The sequence below is a fragment of the Pseudoalteromonas sp. SG44-8 genome (assembly GCF_014164125.1).
In the GTDB taxonomy this organism is placed as follows: Bacteria; Pseudomonadota; Gammaproteobacteria; order Enterobacterales; family Alteromonadaceae; genus Pseudoalteromonas; species Pseudoalteromonas rhizosphaerae.
Genome location: NZ_JACJEQ010000001.1, coordinates 336,713 through 356,705, shown reverse-complemented (window position 1 = coordinate 356,705; position 19,993 = coordinate 336,713). Strand labels below are relative to the sequence as shown.

16 protein-coding genes are annotated in these 19,993 nt (G+C 40.9%); 7 read left to right on the top strand and 9 right to left on the bottom strand.

The window, feature by feature from the left end; all coding sequences use genetic code 11:
* Positions 1-48 precede the first annotated feature (48 nt).
* Genes H5163_RS01410 through H5163_RS01395 form a run of 4 tightly spaced genes read right to left on the bottom strand, consistent with a single transcriptional unit; the run spans position 49 to position 6,111 of the window.
* Positions 49-3,189: an efflux RND transporter permease subunit gene (locus H5163_RS01410; RefSeq protein ID WP_182734077.1), complete on the bottom strand. Its 3,141-nt coding sequence runs from the start codon at positions 3,187-3,189 to the stop codon at positions 49-51.
* 11 nt (positions 3,190-3,200) lie between these two features.
* Entirely contained in the window at positions 3,201-4,421 is a 1,221-nt protein-coding gene (locus tag H5163_RS01405) for an efflux RND transporter periplasmic adaptor subunit (RefSeq protein WP_182734075.1), read from the bottom strand.
* Positions 4,418-5,677, bottom strand: a complete 1,260-nt coding sequence (locus H5163_RS01400; RefSeq protein ID WP_182734073.1) for a TolC family protein — start codon at positions 5,675-5,677, stop codon at positions 4,418-4,420. Before H5163_RS01400 ends, H5163_RS01405 begins: the two co-directional genes overlap by 4 nt.
* 53 nt (positions 5,678-5,730) lie before the next feature.
* The gene (locus H5163_RS01395; protein ID WP_182734071.1) at positions 5,731-6,111 is read right to left on the bottom strand and encodes a hypothetical protein; all 381 of its coding nucleotides are present in this window, start codon (positions 6,109-6,111) and stop codon (positions 5,731-5,733) included.
* A gap of 166 nt (positions 6,112-6,277) precedes the next feature.
* Here H5163_RS01395 and H5163_RS01390 point away from each other — a divergent pair, with 166 nt between their 5' ends.
* From H5163_RS01390 to bfr (H5163_RS01370), 5 genes are all read left to right on the top strand, one after another.
* The gene (locus H5163_RS01390) at positions 6,278-7,141 is read left to right on the top strand and encodes a cation diffusion facilitator family transporter (RefSeq protein ID WP_145236243.1); all 864 of its coding nucleotides are present in this window, start codon (positions 6,278-6,280) and stop codon (positions 7,139-7,141) included.
* A gap of 112 nt (positions 7,142-7,253) precedes the next feature.
* Positions 7,254-8,327, top strand: a complete 1,074-nt coding sequence (locus tag H5163_RS01385; RefSeq protein ID WP_182734208.1) for a PepSY domain-containing protein — start codon at positions 7,254-7,256, stop codon at positions 8,325-8,327.
* A 691-nt stretch (positions 8,328-9,018) separates the two neighbouring features.
* Positions 9,019-11,157, top strand: coding sequence for a TonB-dependent receptor (locus tag H5163_RS01380; protein ID WP_182734070.1), 2,139 nt, complete (start codon positions 9,019-9,021; stop codon positions 11,155-11,157).
* Positions 11,158-11,379: 222 nt separating this feature from the next.
* Positions 11,380-11,853: a bacterioferritin gene (bfr, locus tag H5163_RS01375; protein ID WP_149980077.1), complete on the top strand. Its 474-nt coding sequence runs from the start codon at positions 11,380-11,382 to the stop codon at positions 11,851-11,853.
* Positions 11,854-11,863: 10 nt separating this feature from the next.
* Positions 11,864-12,328 carry a bacterioferritin gene (gene bfr / locus H5163_RS01370; protein ID WP_145236253.1) on the top strand — a complete coding sequence of 155 codons (465 nt, stop codon included), beginning with the start codon at positions 11,864-11,866 and terminating at the stop codon, positions 12,326-12,328.
* A 99-nt stretch (positions 12,329-12,427) separates the two neighbouring features.
* On the opposite strand, the gene H5163_RS01365 is transcribed toward bfr (H5163_RS01370), so the two are convergent.
* The 4 genes from H5163_RS01365 to H5163_RS01350 form a co-directional block, all read right to left on the bottom strand.
* A complete protein-coding gene (locus H5163_RS01365; RefSeq protein WP_145236256.1) occupies positions 12,428-12,622 on the bottom strand; it encodes a (2Fe-2S)-binding protein in 195 nt (64 codons plus the stop codon).
* Positions 12,623-12,853: 231 nt separating this feature from the next.
* On the bottom strand, positions 12,854-13,480 hold the full coding sequence (locus H5163_RS01360) for a YceI family protein (RefSeq protein WP_259397088.1): 627 nt from the start codon (positions 13,478-13,480) through the stop codon (positions 12,854-12,856).
* A gap of 300 nt (positions 13,481-13,780) precedes the next feature.
* The gene (locus H5163_RS01355) at positions 13,781-14,527 is read right to left on the bottom strand and encodes a type 1 glutamine amidotransferase domain-containing protein (protein WP_145236262.1); all 747 of its coding nucleotides are present in this window, start codon (positions 14,525-14,527) and stop codon (positions 13,781-13,783) included.
* Positions 14,528-14,923: 396 nt separating this feature from the next.
* Positions 14,924-16,972, bottom strand: a complete 2,049-nt coding sequence (locus tag H5163_RS01350; RefSeq protein ID WP_182734069.1) for a TonB-dependent siderophore receptor — start codon at positions 16,970-16,972, stop codon at positions 14,924-14,926.
* A 103-nt stretch (positions 16,973-17,075) separates the two neighbouring features.
* Between H5163_RS01350 and H5163_RS01345 the strand changes: the two genes are divergently transcribed.
* Entirely contained in the window at positions 17,076-17,933 is an 858-nt protein-coding gene (locus tag H5163_RS01345; RefSeq protein ID WP_182734067.1) for a LytTR family DNA-binding domain-containing protein, read from the top strand.
* 294 nt (positions 17,934-18,227) lie between these two features.
* On the top strand, positions 18,228-18,785 hold the full coding sequence (locus tag H5163_RS01340) for a TMEM165/GDT1 family protein (RefSeq protein ID WP_145236272.1): 558 nt from the start codon (positions 18,228-18,230) through the stop codon (positions 18,783-18,785).
* 13 nt (positions 18,786-18,798) lie between these two features.
* Here the strand turns inward: H5163_RS01340 and H5163_RS01335 are convergent, their stop codons facing one another.
* Complete coding sequence (locus H5163_RS01335) at positions 18,799-19,992, bottom strand: PepSY domain-containing protein (protein WP_182734066.1); 1,194 nt, start codon at positions 19,990-19,992, stop codon at positions 18,799-18,801.
* Position 19,993 lies beyond the last annotated feature (1 nt).

Here is a 19,993-nt window from a genome sequence, read left to right as displayed (position 1 = left end):
AACACAAGACGCAAGTTTATGCGCCTTGTGTAAGGTACTGCAGTAAAGCTAGTTTTTATTCCCATTGACACGATAAAACTGCTGACTAAATTGAGCGTAGAGTACCGGCAATACAAATAAAGTAAGAAAGGTTGCGGTAAATAATCCGCCAACAATAACCGTTGCTAATGGTTTTTGAATTTCAGCGCCTATGCCTGTTGATATCAACATGGGTATCAAACCAAGCGCTGAGGTTAACGCTGTCATTAGTACCGGTCGCAGCCGAGATAGTGCGCCATTAAATGCCGCGCTTTGTAGACTATCTCCCGCTTTAACGCGATTATTAATACTCTCAACCATCACCACGCCGTTAAGCACTGCCACCCCAAACAAGGTAATAAAACCCACAGAGCTTGGCACTGATAAATATTGCCCCGATACGTAAAGTGCAACCACACCACCAATAACTGCTAACGGCACATTGACTAAAATCAGCAATGCTTGGCCTATTGAGCCAAATGCAAAATACAAAAGTAATGCAATCAAAGCCAGCGAAATAGGCACCACGATAGATAAACGTTGCTGCGCCCGTTGTTGGTTTTCAAATTGACCGCCGATATTCACACCATAACCTGCGGGTAAATCAACTTGCTCAGCTATGGCAAGGCGAATATCCGCGACGACTGAGCCCATATCGCGCCCTTGTACATTGGCTTGGATCACTACTCGGCGCTGAACGTCATCACGGCGCACTTGTGGCGGACCAGATTCAATATTAACCGTTGCGACATCTCCAACCCTAACCACGGCACCTGTCGGTGAGGATAAACGTAGGTCTGCAATGGCTTCTGGGCTGTCACGAAACTCTGCACCAATGCGCACATAAATATCATACCGCTCATTGGCATTAATAATTTGCCCTGCCGCAGTGCCGCCAATGCCATCTTGCACTATCGACATTAAATCACCCACAGATAAACCATAGCGAGAAAGTGCTAACCGGTTCGGTTTGATCACTAATTGTGCTTCACCAGCAATTTGTTCCATTGCCACATCTTTAGCGCCAGCAACACTTTTTACAGCTTGCTCAATTTGCTGCCCTTTAGCGACTAACACATCTAAATCAGCACCAAACAGCTTAATCGCTAGTTGCGCTTTCACCCCTGATAGTAGCTCATCCACCCGCGTGGCTATCGGCTGTGAAAAGTTAAACAATAAACCAGGAAACTGCGCTAATTTTTGTTCCATTAACACTTGCAGTTGTGCACGATTAGCAGCTGATTGCCATTCACTCACCGGCTTTAAACCTAAGTAAATTTCAATATTATTAACTGGCTCTGGATCCCCCCCGACTTCTGGGCGACCAATTCGGCTAAGTGCATACTCAACTTCAGGAAAGGCCAATAATATCGCTTCCAACTTAGGAGCGACCATTAATGCTGTATCCAAGCTTGCCGAAGGTGCCAGTGTTACCCGTAAGTTAATAGTGCCTTCTTCAAGCTCTGGCACAAACTCAGTGCCTAGTTGCGGCAATAAGATACCAGCAATCACCACTAATATTCCCGCCAGCGAGATCACCGTTTTACGTGCGTCCATTGCCCAGCGTAAACATATTTGATAAGTTTTATCTAACGGCTCAAGTAATACACTGCGCCTAACTGTGACACCTTTAGAAAATAAATACACTGCCATTGCTGGCACGATTACTAGCGCAACAATCACAGCAGAAATAATAGCTAACATGATACTTATAGCCATTGGCTGGAATAATTTAGCTTCTACACCTTCAAAACTAAACAGCGGCATAAACACGACTAAAATAATTAGTGCAGCAAAAAATACCGGCCTGGCAACTTCTTTAGCCGCCATAGAAATCAATTTAGCCGGTGAGTGATCAGCATGAGTATTGTTAGTTAAGTGACGAAAAATATTTTCCACCATCACCACCGAGCCATCCACCAACATACCAATTGCCACAGCAATACCACCGAGTGACATCAAATTAGCCGAGAGCCCTAACCACGACATGACACATAAAGCCATACTAATGGAGATTGGTATAGACAATAAAACCAATAATGTGGCGCGTAAATTCATTAAAAATAACGCCAGCACAACCACAATAAATACAAACGCTAATAGCAAGGCATCTACCACAGTATCAACCGCTTTGGTGATCAAATCAGCTTGGTCATATAACGGTTCAAACGTTACCCCCTCTGGTAGTGCTTGATTGATCATCGCAATCCGCGCGCTAATACCATCAATGGTTTGCTTGGTATTTGCACCAATGCGTTTTAATACCACCCCTGTCACCACTTCACCTAATGATTGCACATTACCTTGACCATCTTTTTTACTCATCGTAGCGGCACCTTGGCGAATTTCACTGCCAAGCGTCACCTCTGCCACATCGGCAATGGTGATCACTGTGCCATTGATGGTTTTCAATGGCGTTTGTGCTATTTCTTGCAGCCCTAGTGTGCCGGCATTAAACCAACCTGTTCCACGAATAACTAACTGCTCTTGGCCGCGGTTCATATACCAGCCACCTACATTGGTGTTGTTTTCTTCCAGTGCAGTGACCACTTGTTGTTGCTCGAGCTGATAAGCCAATAACTTATTTGGGTTAAGATTTACTTGGTATTGACGCACATCACCACCGAACGACAGTACTTCGGTAACACCATCAACGGGTAAGATGAGTAACTTCACAATCCAATCGTTTAAGCTGCGCAGCGCCATACTATCCAAGCCAGATTCAGGTGATGCCGCTAATAAGTATTGGTAAACCTGCCCGAGCCCTGACGTATTCGGGCCCATTTCTGGCAAACCAATCCCGTCCGGGATCAGTTCTTTCGCTGCTTGCAAACGCTCAAATACCAGTTGGCGGGCAAAATAGATATCCACCCCTTCTTTAAACACCACGGTAACACCAGAAAGCCCCGTTTTAGAAATCGAACGAACTTGCTCTACATCAGGTAATGCATACATGACCGCTTCAATTGGGTAAGTGATCAGCTGCTCAACTTCAACGGCAGCCAAACCTGGTGCTTCGGTATTAACAGCCACTTGCACATTGGTAACATCTGGAAAAGCATCAAGGTTGAGTTTTGGGATCACCACAACACTGGTGACAATTAATACACAAAGAGTCAGCAAAACCAGTAGTCGATTAGCAATCGCACTATCTATTATATTATTAAACATAGTGTTAGCTCCTAATGGTTGTGCGGATCAAAACCGCCTTTAGCTTGTTCTGATGCGACAAAAAATGCTCCTTGAGTAACGACTTTAGTGCCCTCAGCTAATCCTTTAATTTCACGAAGCTGACCAAACCGTCGGCCTCGTTCAATTTCAGTTGCTATAAGTTCACCGTCTTCATCTTGCACATATACCGCCCAATCACCATCTGGGTTCCTAAGTAGAGCTTGCTCTGGTACTGCCAACACTTGTTGCTCAGTTGAAAATTCAAAATACACGTCACTAAACATCCCTGGGTGTAATTGATGCTGGCTGTTTTGTACACTCAAACGCACAATCCGTGAGCGAGTGATCTGATCTATAGTGTGTGCTTCTTGGATCACCTTGGCTGGGTATGTGAATTGATTCACTTTCACTTGCGCTATTGTGCCTGTATCAATATTAATGGTTTGATTTGCCGACAATTGCGCTTCAACCCATAGTAGACTTTCATCAGCAATCAGCATCAGTTCAATTCCCGCATCGACCCGCTGCCCTTGTGCAAAATTATCACTGAGCACAGCCCCTGACGTACCAGCGAATAATGTGTACTCCCCCAGTTTATCGGCTGGGCTGACCGCACTTTGCGCAATTGCTTTAGCCGATAAACCAAACGCCACAAGTTGACTGTGAGCCACTTCATATTCTGCCTTGGCTGTGAGTAAGCGTTTTTCGCTCACCGTACCTTTGCCCATTTTTTGCACCCGCAGCCACTGTGCTTTAGCTAATCGATAAGTGGTTTGTGCACTGGCGACCTCGGCACTAAATAAAGTCACTAACGGTGCGCCTACTTGAATATGTTGTCCTAAGGTTGCGTGACGTTTCACCACAATTGAATCTACCCGTGGCGATAATACATAACTGCTATAACCATTAGCTTTGATTTCACCAGGGGCATATAGCTGCGATTGATAAGTGCGCTTCACTAATGGGCTGATCTGCACATTTGCTAAACGCATTTGTGTCGGGGTTAAACGTACCCCGCCGGCTTGATCATGTTCAACATTCTCACTCGGTTGTACTGCTGTGGTAGCACTATGATCAAGGGCTGCATCTGGTGTATGAGCGTGCGGTGCTTCTTCACTGTGTTGATGACCTGTTTTTGTATCATCAAACTTTTGTTGTGCAACAGTGGTTGCCTGCCCTAAATTGCTAAAAATAAATAGCAGAGCAGAAAGAATAATTTTTAAGCGCGTCATAGTGCAGCTCCATCAGTTAGGGGATCCGTAAAGGTAGAAATATAATGGCTAAGTTGACCACTTTGCGTTAACCAATTCACGCTCGCCAGTTGGCTTTGCTGAACAATTTCAATGCCAGCAAGTAATCCTGAAATACGCTGTTGGCGCATGGTTAGGTACTCAGCGGTACTGATATCACCGCTTTGCCATTGTTGCTCTATCAACGTAAGGCTGCTATCTGCATTTGCTTGGTTAATCGACTGCCAACGCTTAACGCGCTGAGCGTACGCTTGCATCACCTCTTTACTGGCTTGCGCTTGAAACGTCATAGTGCGCTTTAAAGCTTGATATTCGGCTTCTTTTGACATCACCATAAATTCTGCAGCTTGATATTCATCGCTAAAATTATTCACTATATTCAGCGGCATAGAAAAACTCACAGAGACAAGGTTATCATCACCATTTTTACCTGCTACAAGCCCAATGGTTGGTTTGACGGCTCGTTCGGCTTTGATCACCTTTACTTGCTGACGCTGTTGTTGCCATTGTGATTTCACCAGCAAAAGTTGTGGATGTTGGACCACATTTTCAGTATCTGTAGTGAGTTTAATACCACTGAGTAACTGTTCAGGTGTCAGCTGTCCATCTTCGTGCCACGTTGGTAACAGTGCCTGCACAGCTAATTTAGCATCTGCATAAGCACTGGCTTGTTGGGCGGTTTGATTCAAAATTTCTGATAGTGAGTACAATGCTAATTGTTCATCCAGCAACCCGACTTCTCCGGCCGCTCGACGGCGCTTAACCACGGTAACTAAACGCTCTAATTGCTGCTCTTGCTGTTGCGCTAACTGAAAAGCTGCTTTACTACTGCGCCAATTGATAAGCGCAATCAGGGTTTGTTCAACTAATTGTAAATACGTTAATTGCATACGCTGCTGCTGTGCAACCAGTGTCAGTAGCGCCGCACTGTGTTGTGCCTGTTGTTGATCATTAATATCAAATGTTTGGCTCAGCCCAATACTAAAATTATTAGCATCGCCTTCTTTTTCAATACTCGACTCAAGGTTTGGATTATATAGAGATTGCCCTGCAGCTCGCACAGATGCAGTGGCACTTTGCAGCTGCTGAAAATCAGCCTGTAAATTTGGGTGTTGTTTTAATTGCGACAACAACCAGGTTAAATCGGCGGTATTATGCGTTGGCGTAGCCAATGCGGGTGGTGCAGCTAATACAGTCGCACACAGACAAGCAAACCCAAATGGTTTGTATAAATTCATAACATATACTCTTACTAAATAAATCGGTGACCATGATGTTGGCCAGCTAAAAATTAACTTAGTGAGTAAGTAATTGGAGGGCGTAGATCAGGAATAAGCAGACGCGAATTAAATGCAGGGGCGTTCAAACTAATAATGTCGTAGCTTGGTAAATTGACATGCTGCTGCCACGGCTCAGTAAAAAATGCGGGGATATGACATACATGACAATGCGCATCATCGGCGTTATCAGCTAAGGCTTGGCTTAATTGCTGATGTTGCAGTTGGTGAATATCATGATCGTTATTGACAGAGCAGTGTTCGTCTAATTGACTTTGTTGATGTAATAATTGCGAGGTTACATTAATAGCAGTGTTATGATCAGCCACGTCAAAACTATCCAGCACAGGCTGAAGTAGTACAAACGCTAAAATAAACAACACTAATTGCTTCAAGCAATATATCCTTTGAACGATTTCCAAGCTAACTTAACATATCTTTTCGTTACTGAGAAGTGCTTAACCGCTCGCGACAGATGCCAACTTTATGCCGCTGGCTAATTCAGCAATGCTCATTTAGTATTGTAGTATCAATATAATAACAACTTAGGCAATACTGAATATGGCTCATCAACATTCTCATAGTCATCACAATGACGACCAAAGTGATCGCCAGCTAGGCTTCGCTGTTTTTATCAATGTGCTACTTACTATTGCCCAAGTTGTTGGCGGTCTTATCTCTGGCAGTCTGTCTTTAATTGCCGATGCATTGCATAATCTCAGTGATGCAGCGGCTATTTTTATCGCATTAATCGCCCGTAGAATTGGTAATAAACCCGCTAACGAGCACTATCATTTTGGTTATAAACGTGCAGAAATTTTAGCCACATTGTTAAACAGCAGCACCTTAATCATTATTGGTGGATTTTTAATACTAGAAGCCATTGACAGCTATTTTAACCCAACCCCAATCGATGGCTGGATTGTAGTGTGGGTGGCAGCATTAGCACTAGTAATTGATGTTGCGACGGCGGTGTTGACCTTTCGTGCGGGGGCAAAAAATAGCATGAATATTCGCGCTGCATTTATTCATAATGTGTCTGATGCTATGGCCTCGATCGTGGTAATTGTGGCTGGTACCTTAATTATTCTCTATCAATGGTATATTGTTGATTTGATTGCCACAGTATTCATTTCGGCATATGTAATTTATCACGGGGTATTACTACTGATTGAAAGTTGCAAAATTCTTATGCAAGCTGCGCCCAATAACTTTAATCGTGAAGCAATCACTAATGCGTTACAAAAGCACTTTACAATTAGCCAAGTACACAGCATTAAAGCCTGGCAAATTGATGAGAAAACGACCTGTTGTGAACTGGTGATCATAGCTACTCAGCCACTTGATATTGACGCAATTAAAGACTATTTACACCATGAATTTGCTATTGAGCAATGTATTATTGAATATAAACAGCCACAATAACAAACCATGATGCGAACTCATAATTGCATTTAATCGGATTTTTATTGAAAACAGCTCGCGTTCTCATTTATCATCGCATCTTTATTTTTATAAATATCATAGGATATCTGTGTTGTTAAAGCTGTGGTTACGCCGTACTCATTTAATACTGACATTAGTTAGTGGGCTGTTTTTGATCTGTTTAAGCATCACCGGCGCTATTTTAATTTACGCAAAAGACATTCAGCAAATCATTAACCCGCAATATTGGACAGTAACCCCGCAATCAACACCACTGGCCTATCCGGTGCTTATCAATACGCTGGCTATTCACTCCAAACAAAATGTCACTTTACTTATGCCAGAGCAGCAGCCCACTGTTGCATGGCAAGCCCAGCTTGCTGATAAAAACTATATCAGCGTTAACCCATATACCGGACAAGTACTGCTCAAATATGATTATTACAGTACAGTGTATGGCTTTACCATGGCCGTTCATCGTTGGCTATTATACCAAGATGCAGACGGCAAAAAGCCGCTGCGCAATTGGGTCTCTATCTGTGCGTTAATTTTTATTATCAATATATTCGTTGGCGTATACATGTGGCTTAAACCTAAAAATCGCCTAAAACGTTTAGTAATAAAACCCAAGGCTAAATTACGTATTTTGCTTTACCAACTCCATACAGTGATTGGCATGTATCTGTTTATCCCTCTTATTTTAATTGCCTTTACTGGTATGGCATTTCACTGGAAAGACGAGACCAAAGCAGTGCTTGAGTTTGTAACACAAAATAATGTAGAGGCACGCCCTAAAGCGCCGGAACTTGAGGTGCCAAATATAATCAATGGCGATAACTTTGCAGTGGCTATACAAAACGCATTAGCCGTATTTCCTGAGGCTGAATTATTTCGTATCTATTTGCCTAAAAAAGCCAGCGACCCAGTTGCACTTAGAGTAAGAAACCCTGATGAAAGTCATGCTTATAGTTGGGTATGGGCCGATCAATACACCGGTCAAGTACTGCAATCTTACGATGCCTCAAAAGCCAACCTCACAACTCGCGCGTGGAATTTTAAATACAAATTTCATATTGGCGATTTTGCCGGCTTTCTGGTGCAAATGTTATGGCTATTGGTTGCACTACTGCCTGCTTTTTTTACTATCAGCGGGGGTTACTTTTGGTATAAGCGCCATTATAGATAACTCAGCATTATAACGTTTTAATAAATCAGCTCGCACTGGTGATGTTGAACAATAACTTTAAGTTCACACCACCAGTAACACTGTCAGATCAACTCATGCCACCCTTACCTTTAAAATAACTGCCGTTCCTGACTCGATGTAAATGTACTTTTTAGCCTTGTAGCAACTCATACTTTAAACAAGTGATGTTGCTTTATTTTTCCTATTTTAGCCCTAAAATTAATCGTACCAATTACATTAAATTAATCACTTATTAGCGCATCAGGAAAAAAGCTTAAGGACGAGAGCTATGCAAAGTGTTCTATTATTATTTCTAATCAACCACCTGTGTTTTTTTATAGCAGCCGAGTTTTTTACTGGCACCTTGAGCAAACTATCAGGTAATAGCTTTCTCTCAGTGATAGGAATCATTTATGCCTTTGTGGGTTTTCCACTCCAGCTACTTATTGAGCTACTACTGCTTATTGGTTTTTGTTATCAACTTTTTAATGTCGGAAAATATCAAGCAAGTGCGCCGCTTTGGTTGGCATTTTTTGCAAGCATAATGCTGATGTTTAACTTTTTTGAATAGCAAAAACAAAATGCAATTGATAATAACTATCAATACCCTTGCCTTTACACTTCTTTACACTTATTATTGCGCCAATAAAAACAGCAATATCTCATAATTACATAGTCGTAAAGGATCTTCATGTTTAAAACCTCTTTCACTTTATTAGCCCTCGCTGTAAGCACTGCCACTTTTGCCGATGAAGCAATCAATAAAAACCAATTAACCGATACGCAAATGGAGCGTGTGATTGTCTCTGGTAGCCGTGTTTTTGAAAGCATTGATGAGGTTCCCGCATCAATTACTATTATCAATCAACAGCAAATCGAAGAGCATTTAAAAGTAAATCCTGAGCTACAAAGCTTACTTGCGCAAATGGTGCCGGGCCTTGCCCCTGATACAGGTAGTTCGAGTAATACCGGGCAAACGCTGCGTGGTCGCGCACCACTTATAATGATTGACGGCGTGCCGCAATCAACCCCACTGCGTAATGGCTCTTTAGGTATAAAGAGCCTCGACCCAAGTGCCATCGGCCGCATTGAGGTGATCAAAGGTGCCACCTCTATTTACGGTAACGGAGCATCAGGCGGTATTATTAATTACATCACTAAACAAGCAAAAAGTGATGGTAAAACCGAAGGTGAAATAAGTTTATCGAGTCGCTTTAGTCCGGTAAAACTTGAGGAAAGTGCCGGTGCAAGGCTATCAGCAGCCATTAATGGCCGTGCTGACAAATTTAGCTATTTAGTTACTGCCAGCTATGAAGAAAATGGCGTACAACGTGATGCCCAGGGTGACATACTCGGTTTACAATATGGTTTATCCGACGCAGTTACACAAAACTACTTTACTAAATTGGGCTATGATTTTGATGACGAAAAACAGCTACAATTTAGTTATAACTACTTCAGTTCGCAGCAAAAAACTGGCCTTGCCGATGTTGCTGGCGATATCAGCTTAGGCGAAAAAACCTACGCAATCCATGTACCATCTGAATTACAAAAACAAGGTAAACCACAAGGCCCCGAAGGCAACGAAAATATCACCCTAAAGTACATAGACTACGCGCTATTTGATAACACCCAAATGACCTTAGATCTTTATATGCAAGATATAGAAAACGTGTTTTTCTTCTCCCCCAATCTTGCTAATCAAGACGAAAATTATGACGGCGGCCAGTCAATTATCAGATCAGAGAAAAAAGGCGCACGGGCAACATTTAATACCCAAATAGATTTTGATTCTATCGAAGCCTCATTTATTTATGGTATCGATGCATTAACCGATGTGACTTCGCAGCCACTTGTTGATGGCCGTATCTGGGTTCCAGAGATGGATATGCAAAGTGTTGCTGGCTTTTTACAAACCAAATGGGTGATTGCTGATGACCTTATTGTCAAAGCCGGTGTTCGCAAAGAAAGCATTGATTTAACTGTAGACGATTACCGCACACTTAAACTATGTAAAACGCCAACTCAGTGCTCAGTACCTATTAACGTTAAAGGCGACACTATAGATTACGATGCGACAACCTATAATGTCGGTATTAAGTACAACCTTGATGAAAAATTCAGCCCATTTTTAAGTTACTCACAAGGCTCCGATATTTCAGATATTGGCCGTCTGTTACGTGCTGCCACGGTAAACGATATTGGACAGATCCAAACTGAAGCCTCGATCATCGACAACTATGAAATTGGTTTTAATTCACAATTTGATAATGTACGTATTGAAGTTGCCGCCTATCGTAGTACCTCTGAACTTGGCACAACCAATAAATTTAATGAAGTGACCGGCGTATATGAACCAGTACGAGCACCACAGGAAATTTGGGGCTACGAAACACTGGTAGATTATACAATTTCTGCAAACCTAAAATTACTGGCAACGTATAGCTATGTTGAAGGTAAAAACACCGAAGCAGATGTTTATTTAGGTTCTAAACAGATCAGCCCACCAAAAGCGACAGCTAACCTAAACTGGCAACCCAGTGATGCTATGTCACTAACATTAAGTTACCTGTATGTCGGCGATAGAAAACGCTTTGCAGCAAATGACGATGGCAAATATGTGGGCGATCAGGGCCCTGTCGAAAGTTATAATATTTTTAACTTAACTGGCCAATACCAATTTGCTGATAACTGGCAAGGGTTTGCAGGTATTGAAAACTTATTTAACGAAGATTACTTTCCAGCCCGCGCTCAGTCATATACATTCGGCGGCTATAACATCAAAGGTTTAGGAACAACAGCAACTGTTGGCGTTAAATATAAATTTTAAGCATCATTAAACTCGTTCATTGCGCTGTGCAATGAACGAGCCTTTCTTAATTTAACCTTTAACCTTAAATATAAATAGCAATCTGTTCATAAAGCAACCAACAATGCAAACTTAAACGAGAATCACACGCAATATTAACCATATGATTTAAAAGGAAAATACTTGCAATTTTGTGGTTTTACACTAAACTTGTCGCAATTATGAATTTCAAGGTAGGCCGTTATGAAAGGTAATCAAAAAGTTATCGACAGCTTTAACACATTGCTTGCAAATGAACTTGCAGCAATCGATCAATATTTCATCCACTCACGTATGTACGATGATTGGGGTTTAGATAAACTTTATGTACGCCTTAATCATGAAATGGAAGAAGAAAAAGATCACGCTGATTGGTTAATTAAGCGTATTTTATTCCTCGAAGGCGTACCGAACATGACCAAACGTCGTGATCTAATTATTGGTCATGATGTTAAATCAATGATGCAAAATGACTTAACCCTAGAGCTTGAAGTCGTTGAGTGTGTTAAAGAAGTAATTGCAGTCTGTGAGCAAGAAAAAGACTATCAGTCACGTGAGATCCTTGAAAAGCTATTATTCGATACCGAAGAAGATCACGTTTACTGGCTTGAACAACAACTTGGTTTGATTGATAAAATTGGTAGCCAAAACTATCACCAATCACAAATGGGCGAATAGGAGCTAAATTATGAAAGGCGATAAAGACGTTCTTGTTGCATTAAATAAAATACTGGCAAATGAATTAGTAGCCATTAACCAATATTTTTTGCATGCCCGTATGTTTAAAGATTTTGGTTTTAGCGCACTTGATAAAGCTGATTACAAAACCTCGATTCAAAAAATGAAAAACGCTGACCGTTTAATTGAGCGTATTTTATTTTTAGAAGGCTTACCTAATCTTCAAGATCTTGGCCGTTTACGCATTGGCGAAAACAGCGAAGAAATGATTGCCTGCAACATGAGTTTTGAACTAGATTCATTAGTTGATCTAAAAGATGCGATCAAACTTGCTGAAAGTAAAAAAGATTATATTAGCCGCGAAGCGCTCGATAACATTTTATCTGAGCAAGAAGAGCAAATTGACTGGCTAGAAACACAACAACAGTTAATTAAAAGCACCGGTATTGAAAACTACCTGCAGTCGCAAATGTAACGTTTGGTTAATATCAAAAAAAGCAGCTTAGGCTGCTTTTTTAGTTTTTATAATACAGATAAATGTCACTGAGTTTAAACGATTACCAATAAGCAATAGCTACGCCACTTGCTCAGTAATATCAGCAATTTGAATAAGCTTACGGTTGAGGATCTTTTTAGTACAGCCGCAGCATTTGCCGCACTGGCTACCGACTTTAAGCTCTTTAGAAAGCTCGCGCATTGTAGTCGCGCCTTCGTCGATTGTTTGTTCAATTTTTTTATCTGTCACACCGTGACATAAACAGATATACATGAATACAAACCACTCTCAATTACATTCGAGCTTGTATATTAATCTAAACGTAAACGGTTCGCAATTAATAATCGTATAAAATTGAGAATTATTTTTATTTGCTTAATTTCATATAGTTTTAGATGATCACCGCAATCCGGCTAACTGATATGTGCCCTAGCGGTCATTCAGGGATTATATTCTATCTGCAAATTTCACTCATTGACGATTTAGTAGCTATCTACTTACTTCTTATTGCTTACCAACATTAAGAAATTCCGCATAAACTTCTAAGTCAATTTGATCCCCAACAATCGGTATATAACTGTCCATGCCAAAGTCAGAACGTTTGATTTGACCTACCGCGCTAAAACCAATGGTGTATTTTCCTGTCATCCAGTTGTCTGCTCCACCGTGAAATGTGGCTTTAAACGTCACAGGTTTGGTAACACCTCTAAGAGTTAAATCACCTGAGAAATTAAAACTGTTATCAGATATAACTGTAACAGTGTTGCTAGTAAATGATGCCTGCGCAAAACGCTCACTGTTAAACCAAGTGTCATTTTGTAAGGTTTCTGCTAAGTCAGCATTATTAATATCAATAGAGCTAATATCCACCACTGCGTTTAATGACGCGGCAGTCATATTATTAGGATCAAAGTTGAGTTGTGCATCAAATTTATTAAAACGCCCTACATAGGTTGATAACCCTAAATGTTGGATTTTAAATATTAATGCAGCATGTTGACTGTCTAGCTGATATTCGCCCGCTTGAAGCGCTATCAACTCAGATTTAACAGTTGGTGCAATCCAACTCACACAACTTGTCAGTAACAGCGCAGCACACATAACTGAGACCGAATGTATAAATGTTCGCATTGTATTCTTTAACGCTGAGTTCATAGTAGTTAAGCCATTAGTAATGTGTTGAGTGTAGGTAAAATAAAACGTCATTTTTCATAAAATCAAAATATATAATGCCTCATATTTTCCATTTTCACTTCTCTTTTATATTATGATGGAGTGAAGCCGCGAATTTTTCCTTCACGCTCAAAGCCGAACTACTCAAAAGTGCATTTAGCGGACGGTGGTAACGCCTTAAAAAGTAAAGTGCGTAGCTGAGCGAAACCGAGTCAAACTTTAGCAGTTCCGCCTTAATTAGCTTATTAAGCGCCGTTATTACTGTCTTAAGGTTATCATTTCTTTTGCTACAAGTGCAGCTGAAGGCAAAAACATTGTTGAGATAATACGTTGATCTGCAATCACAGCGTGTTTATCTTTTAATGTTTTTTTATTTTGAGCAATAGCACCATTCTTATTAAGTTGATTTTCAATAAGAAAAGGTAAAAGTGTTCCTTGTTTTGCCCATGGTTTCGATGTTTCAGTAGAGTTAGGAAAACCAGCTATTTTTTTTCCTTTCACCAAAAACTCCCCATTAGATAATTTCACGTTTACAATGCCCGCTGAGCCATGACCACCAACACCTAAAATACCACCTGACTCATAAATACTACTGATAATGGATTGGATTTGTTTGTTATCTGTAACGTCAAACATTACTCCATAGCCACCACCTATGAATACGCCCCAATAGTCATTTGGGTCAATTTGAGCAGGTTTGAATGAGCTGTTTGCTTTTTCTAAGAAACCTTCATATTTGATGGTGTAACTACTTATACCTAAAGGCTCCAACATAAACTTAACTTCTCCACCATTAGGTGATACAAAGTCAACTTCAAAGCCGTGGCTAAAAAAAATGTGATACGGAGGTGCAAATTCCCATAAATTATTTCTTGCGTCATGCTGTTCAGGATCCCCCATATTTATCATATTAGATGCCACTATCAGTACCTTCTTTTTAGGCTCTGCTATTGCATTTGTGGCTAGCAAAGCGCCTGTTAGTAAAATAATGGATAAGAGTTTCATTTTTTTCCTTTATAAATAATTAAACTATTATTTAGACGAGACAAAAGACGAAAAGGTTTAAATATAGAATTTGTATCGGTACTTAAAAGCGTATTAGGAAGGCCTGCAAGATAGAGGTTTAGTTAAGCCAGATAAAATAGTTATCAATGAACGACCGCTATCCGAACGCAGCCAACTGTAAAAAGAGTGCCTATATAGTCTTAGTCTTTGCAGCTTATTTTCTGGTTGGGTTTTAAACGCTAATAACTGCTGGCAAATTTCAATTTATCGAAAATTCTTAACCCCTTTAATTTCATTTAGTGCTAGATTTTCTAAATTTTTTATCAACCATAAAACGCTAAATTTATATTTCAGATGCTCAACCCTCTCACACTTAAAGTAAGAGGGTTATCATCTTTAAAAGTTAATTGTGATGCCAATAGATGGTAAAGGCATATCAGGGAACTGGTAGTCTTTTTCAAACTCGCTGTAGTCTTGATTGTATTCTAGCTCCTGTACTGCGCGTGAAGCATAAACATTTAACACTTCAAAATATAAATTAGCATCAAAGCCATAGAGCTGTGTTTTATAATCTGCACGAATGTCTAAACGGTGGTAATTGCTCCATTGTGAACTGTTAAATTCACTGTATTTTGGAATATAAAAGAGCGCATTTTGACTGCCAGTTTCTTTATAAGGCTGTGCAGATAATACTGGCGTATAGCGCCTGCCACTTTGAAATCGCCATTTTGCACCGACTTGCCAGTGATCATTCCATTTATAATCTAAAACCAAGTTTGCAACCCAAGGCAGGTCAAATTCAGAATTAAACGCCTCTGCTGTTAATGGGTTCTTTCGCTCTGTTTTACTATAAGCAATACTTGCCCAGCCAAACCAGTCGTTCGACAGTTGCTTATTTACAAGTATTTCAATCCCATACGCTTCGCCACTGGCAACATCATCAAAAAGCAGATCACTGAGTGCTACATCCTTTTCGCTGCGAGCTTGTGCTTGCGGGTTTGCAACAACGAGGTTTTTCAATTCTTTGTAAAAAAGCTCTGTTCGTAGAGCTATTCCATCAGCTAATTGTGAATCAAGGCCTAAAACCCATTGCGATGAATTACTCGCCTCAAGGCTTGGCTCTCCATATTGAGCGGTTAAAAATTGATAGTCATCTATAAAGGTATGATGGATCCCGTAGTTTAGTCTGAGCGTGTGATTGTCATAGAGGTCGAAGCCAATCCCTAATCTTGGTTCAACATAACTTTGGCTGTTATTGTCTGTGCCAACAACAGCAATGCCGATTTGATAATCAAGTTTAGCAGTGATTTGCCCCGTAAGATGGGTGTAAGCATGATAATCTGAAATAGTTAAAGTCCCTTGCTCATTAAATTTAGGACTAAAGTAGCTAGGTGGGCACATTTCAAATTCGGTATTACACGGCATCAACCGGCCACTGGCTAGATAGTCTACCGACGTGTCTCTATATGTGGCACCAAAATTTAACGTAAAGGATTCTGCTACGTATTGGTTTTCAGTTTTGAAAATCAATTTTGTGATATCTGCATCCCATCTAAAAACCTCCCCTTCACGCTCTTGCTGATTTTGAGTCAATAAATTAACACTAAAATTAGCCTCTATTACATCGCCAAAATGTTGCAAACTCACCGCTTGACTGTGGTAGTAAGTTTGATATCTTTCGCCGCTGGCTAGATCAGGATTTTTAGCAATATCTCTACCGTCTTGATCAAACGCTATTTCGATATAATCTTTTGCGCCACTGGCGGAGAATCGAATAATATTGCTTGCGTCAAAATCCCAAATAAATTTTGCCTGATAGTCTCGATTTCTCGGTGGTACCGCGAAAGAAAAGTCTTCGTCTTCTATAAAATTATCAACATAAGTATGAACTAAGCTTTCTCGAAAAGAAACGTAGAACGCTGCGTTGCTTGATAAGGCCTGTTCATATAAAAACCCACTTCTAAAAAAGCTTAAGTCGATCACTCGTGCCGGCTCCACACCATTGGGATCTCTTAAATTGGTTAATATCACTCCGCCATTCGCATTTGCGTATTGACTGCTCCAAGCCCCCGTTTTTAACTCAAAACTCTCAACGAGAAGTGGGTTATAAACACTTAACCCGTCATTATGAAAAACATACCCCATCTCCAAGCCATCGGTAAGATATAAGTTGTCATTGCTCGAGCTACCACGTATTGCAGGCTGCGCAACCGGGCCTCCGGTGGCGGGAGTTGCAAGTACAACCCCCGGCAGTGCTTCTAAGCCCTTTAATGGATCATTCCCGGTGCCTGGTAATGATAAGAGCTTGTCTGAACTGATCTTTAAACCATCTGGTTTTACTGCGATCACCGTTATTTCTTCGAGCTCTTTTTCATCACTAGCCTGAGCGTTAATGACTGCCAAAGCACAGATTGTTAAAGGTAATAATCGTGTCATTTTATTCATAGTATCCATTCCTTGTATAAATTGTGATGACAACAATTTACGCCATGGATTGAATTTGCTTTAATTAAGTTTGTTGATTTTGAACGAATGGGCAGCTTTTTGTATGAATGGGCATTTTCCGTTAGGTGAGATAAATCCTTGGCGATATTTTTTTATCTTGGGGTTTATTTTAGCAAGCCTATTTACCCTCGTTAACGATGATGAAACACGTCATGTTGTTGAAGTTTTTTTACAGTGGCAGCTTCAAGTTCATAGCGGATCATTATTTTTTATCGCCACTCACCTATTTTTAACTAGCCAATTATCAGGACTTAACAGTGCTTTAAAGTTGCTAGTGAGCGCATTTATTGCCTCTCTATTTTATGCCCCCGTCTCACTGCTATTTGATGTTTATTGGCTACATGATACTGATTATACCCTCGCAGCTTTAGTCCAAGAATGCAGTGATATGATCCCCACGGCAATGTTTTCTTGGTTAGTTGTAAATCTACCTTGGTTAACTGGGCTTTCTTTGCAAAGAAGAATACCTTTACCAGAAATGCCGCCCGACACGCCAACTTTAGCAATTGCTCGCACAATACCGATATCCCCCCCCTTAGCGCCACTCAAAGCTGCAGAAGTAATAGAACCAGAAACAAAAAAGCTTACCGCATTTTTACAGCTCGCTACTGTAAATAGCGTAGATGAAATAGTCTATTTAAAAGCCGAGCTACATTATTTAAAAGTCGTTGCACATGATTTCGAAAAACTGATCTTATTTAATTTAAAAGATGCCATATCGGCTTTGGCCGAAGCTGATGAACAACATACAATGAGTCAAACTCACCGTAGTTATTGGGTCAATCGGGCGTATATTCGCAGTGTAAAAAGTAAAGGTCGCCAAGCAACACTACTCATGAGCAATGATGATAAAGTGTTGGTAAGTAGGAATAATATGCAAAAAGTAAAAGCATGGTTTTAAGCATACGTTTATATTCAATTACAGAGTTCACCCTCAGCCGCACCACAAAACCTGTTGTTGTACCTTTACTCTAAAAAAGAAATGTGGCAAAGTGCGCACTTCTCGGGGGAGTAGCCTGCTTGATGCCTTTTAACTTAAAGCGCAGCAAGTAAACTTATCAACATAATTGCACCTCATGTGCATGGTAAGTTTGTAATGTAGCAAGCATTATCGGCAAGACCTGGGTAAACACTATCCTCATGGCGGGAGATAGGCGTTTACCTTGGTTTAATGTTCCCGCCTTATAGAAGTAAAATGGATACATTTATCACATCAACCGTCACCGTTGCTTTAGCTGAAATAGGCGATAAAACGCAACTTTTATCCCTGCTGTTAGCTGCCCGCTTTGCCAATAAACCTGCACTTATTTTAGGTATTTTAGTCGCTACTATTATCAATCATGGTTTATCTGCGTGGTTGGGCGATTATTTATCGCAAAGCTTTACCTCTTCGTACCTGCCTTGGATTGTGAACGGCTGTTTTATTGTCGTTGGCTTATGGCTACTGATCCCAGATAAAGATGAAGAAGTAAGCAATAAGTACGATCAATACGGGGCTTTTTTAGTTGCCTTGGTGCTGTTTTTCATTGCCGAAATTGGCGATAAAACCCAAATAGCAACAGTATTGCTTGGCGCTCAATATCAATCAGTGTTGTGGGTAACCATAGGAACCACTGTAGGTATGTTACTTGCCAATGTGCCGGTTATTTATGCTGGCAATGCCTTGCTAAAACGTATTCCAATGGCAAAAGTAAGAATGCTTGCTGCAATAGTGTTTGTTGCTTTGGGTTGTTATGGCCTAGTTACTAGCTAACTTTATCTGCACGTTACAGCACCGGCGAATATAGTTTTGCTGGTGCTTGGCGTACACTAAATGTTTGCGTTGTGAGAAGTAGAGAACAACATACTAATAAAACACTCACTGCACCCATGATACCAAACCATTGCAATAATGAACGCTGCTTACGCTTTACTCTCAGCCAATTCATATACAATCCAGCCATACATATACAGGTCATTAAACAACCACATACAGCCCAAATTAACTTCGTACCTAGCCCTGCAAAGTTGCCAAAATGCAAAGGATCGGCGGTATCTTTAATGCGCGCGACAATAGGTAAATCTGCGGCTTTTTGAATTGCCAGTACATCTGCTGAAGCTGGATCTAAATACACTTTATTAGCTCGTAAGCGTACTAAAACGTCATCATTATCGCCCAGTACCACAACCGGTTTATTTGCTTTGCTTGGGTATTGTATAGCGCGAATCTGTAAACTTGGAAACGCTGATTGCGCCGCGTTTACCATGGCACTTATCGCTGGCGGATGCGCGGCGTCAGTTTTTAGATCCGTAACCTCTGCGGGGGGTTTTATATAATGGTCAATTTTGGCTGTTTGTAGGGTGTGTTCAACTAAGTACCACATGCCAGTAATGGCCATGACCACAATAAACCAGTAACTCCAAAGCCCCAGTAATTTATGCCAATCAGCCCAGCTGCTACGATTGGTTGTTTTTAATTGCCGTGGCTTTTTAAAAAAATGTCGCCACCACTGGCGATAAACAATCGGACTAGTAACCACTAAAATAACCAAGAGAATGGCTAAACTCGTGACGATCAACTTACCAGTCCAACCCATCGATAGATTCATGTGCCAGTTACGAAAAAAGCGCGATACGCGCCCCCACTGACCTTCGCCAAGCCATTGCCCCGTCGCACCATCAACATACACAAACAAAAACTGTTGCTGCCACTTAAGCGACACTTCGGTTGCTAAGTAAGGTTGCTGATGGCGCAATATGCTAATGATTTGGCTGCCAGGATAACGCTGGGCAAGTGTATTCTCAATTGCAGCAAAGTCAGTATTAGGGGAATGCGAGAGGGCACGAAATTTACTATCACTAAGATATTCAATTTCGTGGCTCAAGGTTGCCAACGTGCCAGATAAACACGTTATCAATAACAAGCTGCCAACCAAGAGCCCTGCCCAAGCATGTAAGTTAAACCACTGCTTTGCTTTCATA

Bases quoted from the DNA above. Each gene is read 5' to 3' on its own strand.
- H5163_RS01410 (WP_182734077.1), bottom strand. From the start codon at position 3,189: ATGTTTAATAATATAATAGATAGTGCGATTGCTAATCGACTACTGGTT.
- H5163_RS01405 (WP_182734075.1), bottom strand. From the start codon at position 4,421: ATGACGCGCTTAAAAATTATTCTTTCTGCTCTGCTATTTATTTTTAGC.
- H5163_RS01400 (WP_182734073.1), bottom strand. From the start codon at position 5,677: ATGAATTTATACAAACCATTTGGGTTTGCTTGTCTGTGTGCGACTGTA.
- H5163_RS01390 (WP_145236243.1), top strand. From the start codon at position 6,278: ATGGCTCATCAACATTCTCATAGTCATCACAATGACGACCAAAGTGAT.
- H5163_RS01380 (WP_182734070.1), top strand. From the start codon at position 9,019: ATGTTTAAAACCTCTTTCACTTTATTAGCCCTCGCTGTAAGCACTGCC.
- bfr (WP_149980077.1), top strand. From the start codon at position 11,380: ATGAAAGGTAATCAAAAAGTTATCGACAGCTTTAACACATTGCTTGCA.
- bfr (WP_145236253.1), top strand. From the start codon at position 11,864: ATGAAAGGCGATAAAGACGTTCTTGTTGCATTAAATAAAATACTGGCA.
- H5163_RS01365 (WP_145236256.1), bottom strand. From the start codon at position 12,622: ATGTATATCTGTTTATGTCACGGTGTGACAGATAAAAAAATTGAACAA.
- H5163_RS01360 (WP_259397088.1), bottom strand. From the start codon at position 13,480: ATGCGAACATTTATACATTCGGTCTCAGTTATGTGTGCTGCGCTGTTA.
- H5163_RS01355 (WP_145236262.1), bottom strand. From the start codon at position 14,527: ATGAAACTCTTATCCATTATTTTACTAACAGGCGCTTTGCTAGCCACA.
- H5163_RS01350 (WP_182734069.1), bottom strand. From the start codon at position 16,972: ATGAATAAAATGACACGATTATTACCTTTAACAATCTGTGCTTTGGCA.
- H5163_RS01345 (WP_182734067.1), top strand. From the start codon at position 17,076: ATGAATGGGCATTTTCCGTTAGGTGAGATAAATCCTTGGCGATATTTT.
- H5163_RS01340 (WP_145236272.1), top strand. From the start codon at position 18,228: ATGGATACATTTATCACATCAACCGTCACCGTTGCTTTAGCTGAAATA.
- H5163_RS01335 (WP_182734066.1), bottom strand. From the start codon at position 19,992: ATGAAAGCAAAGCAGTGGTTTAACTTACATGCTTGGGCAGGGCTCTTG.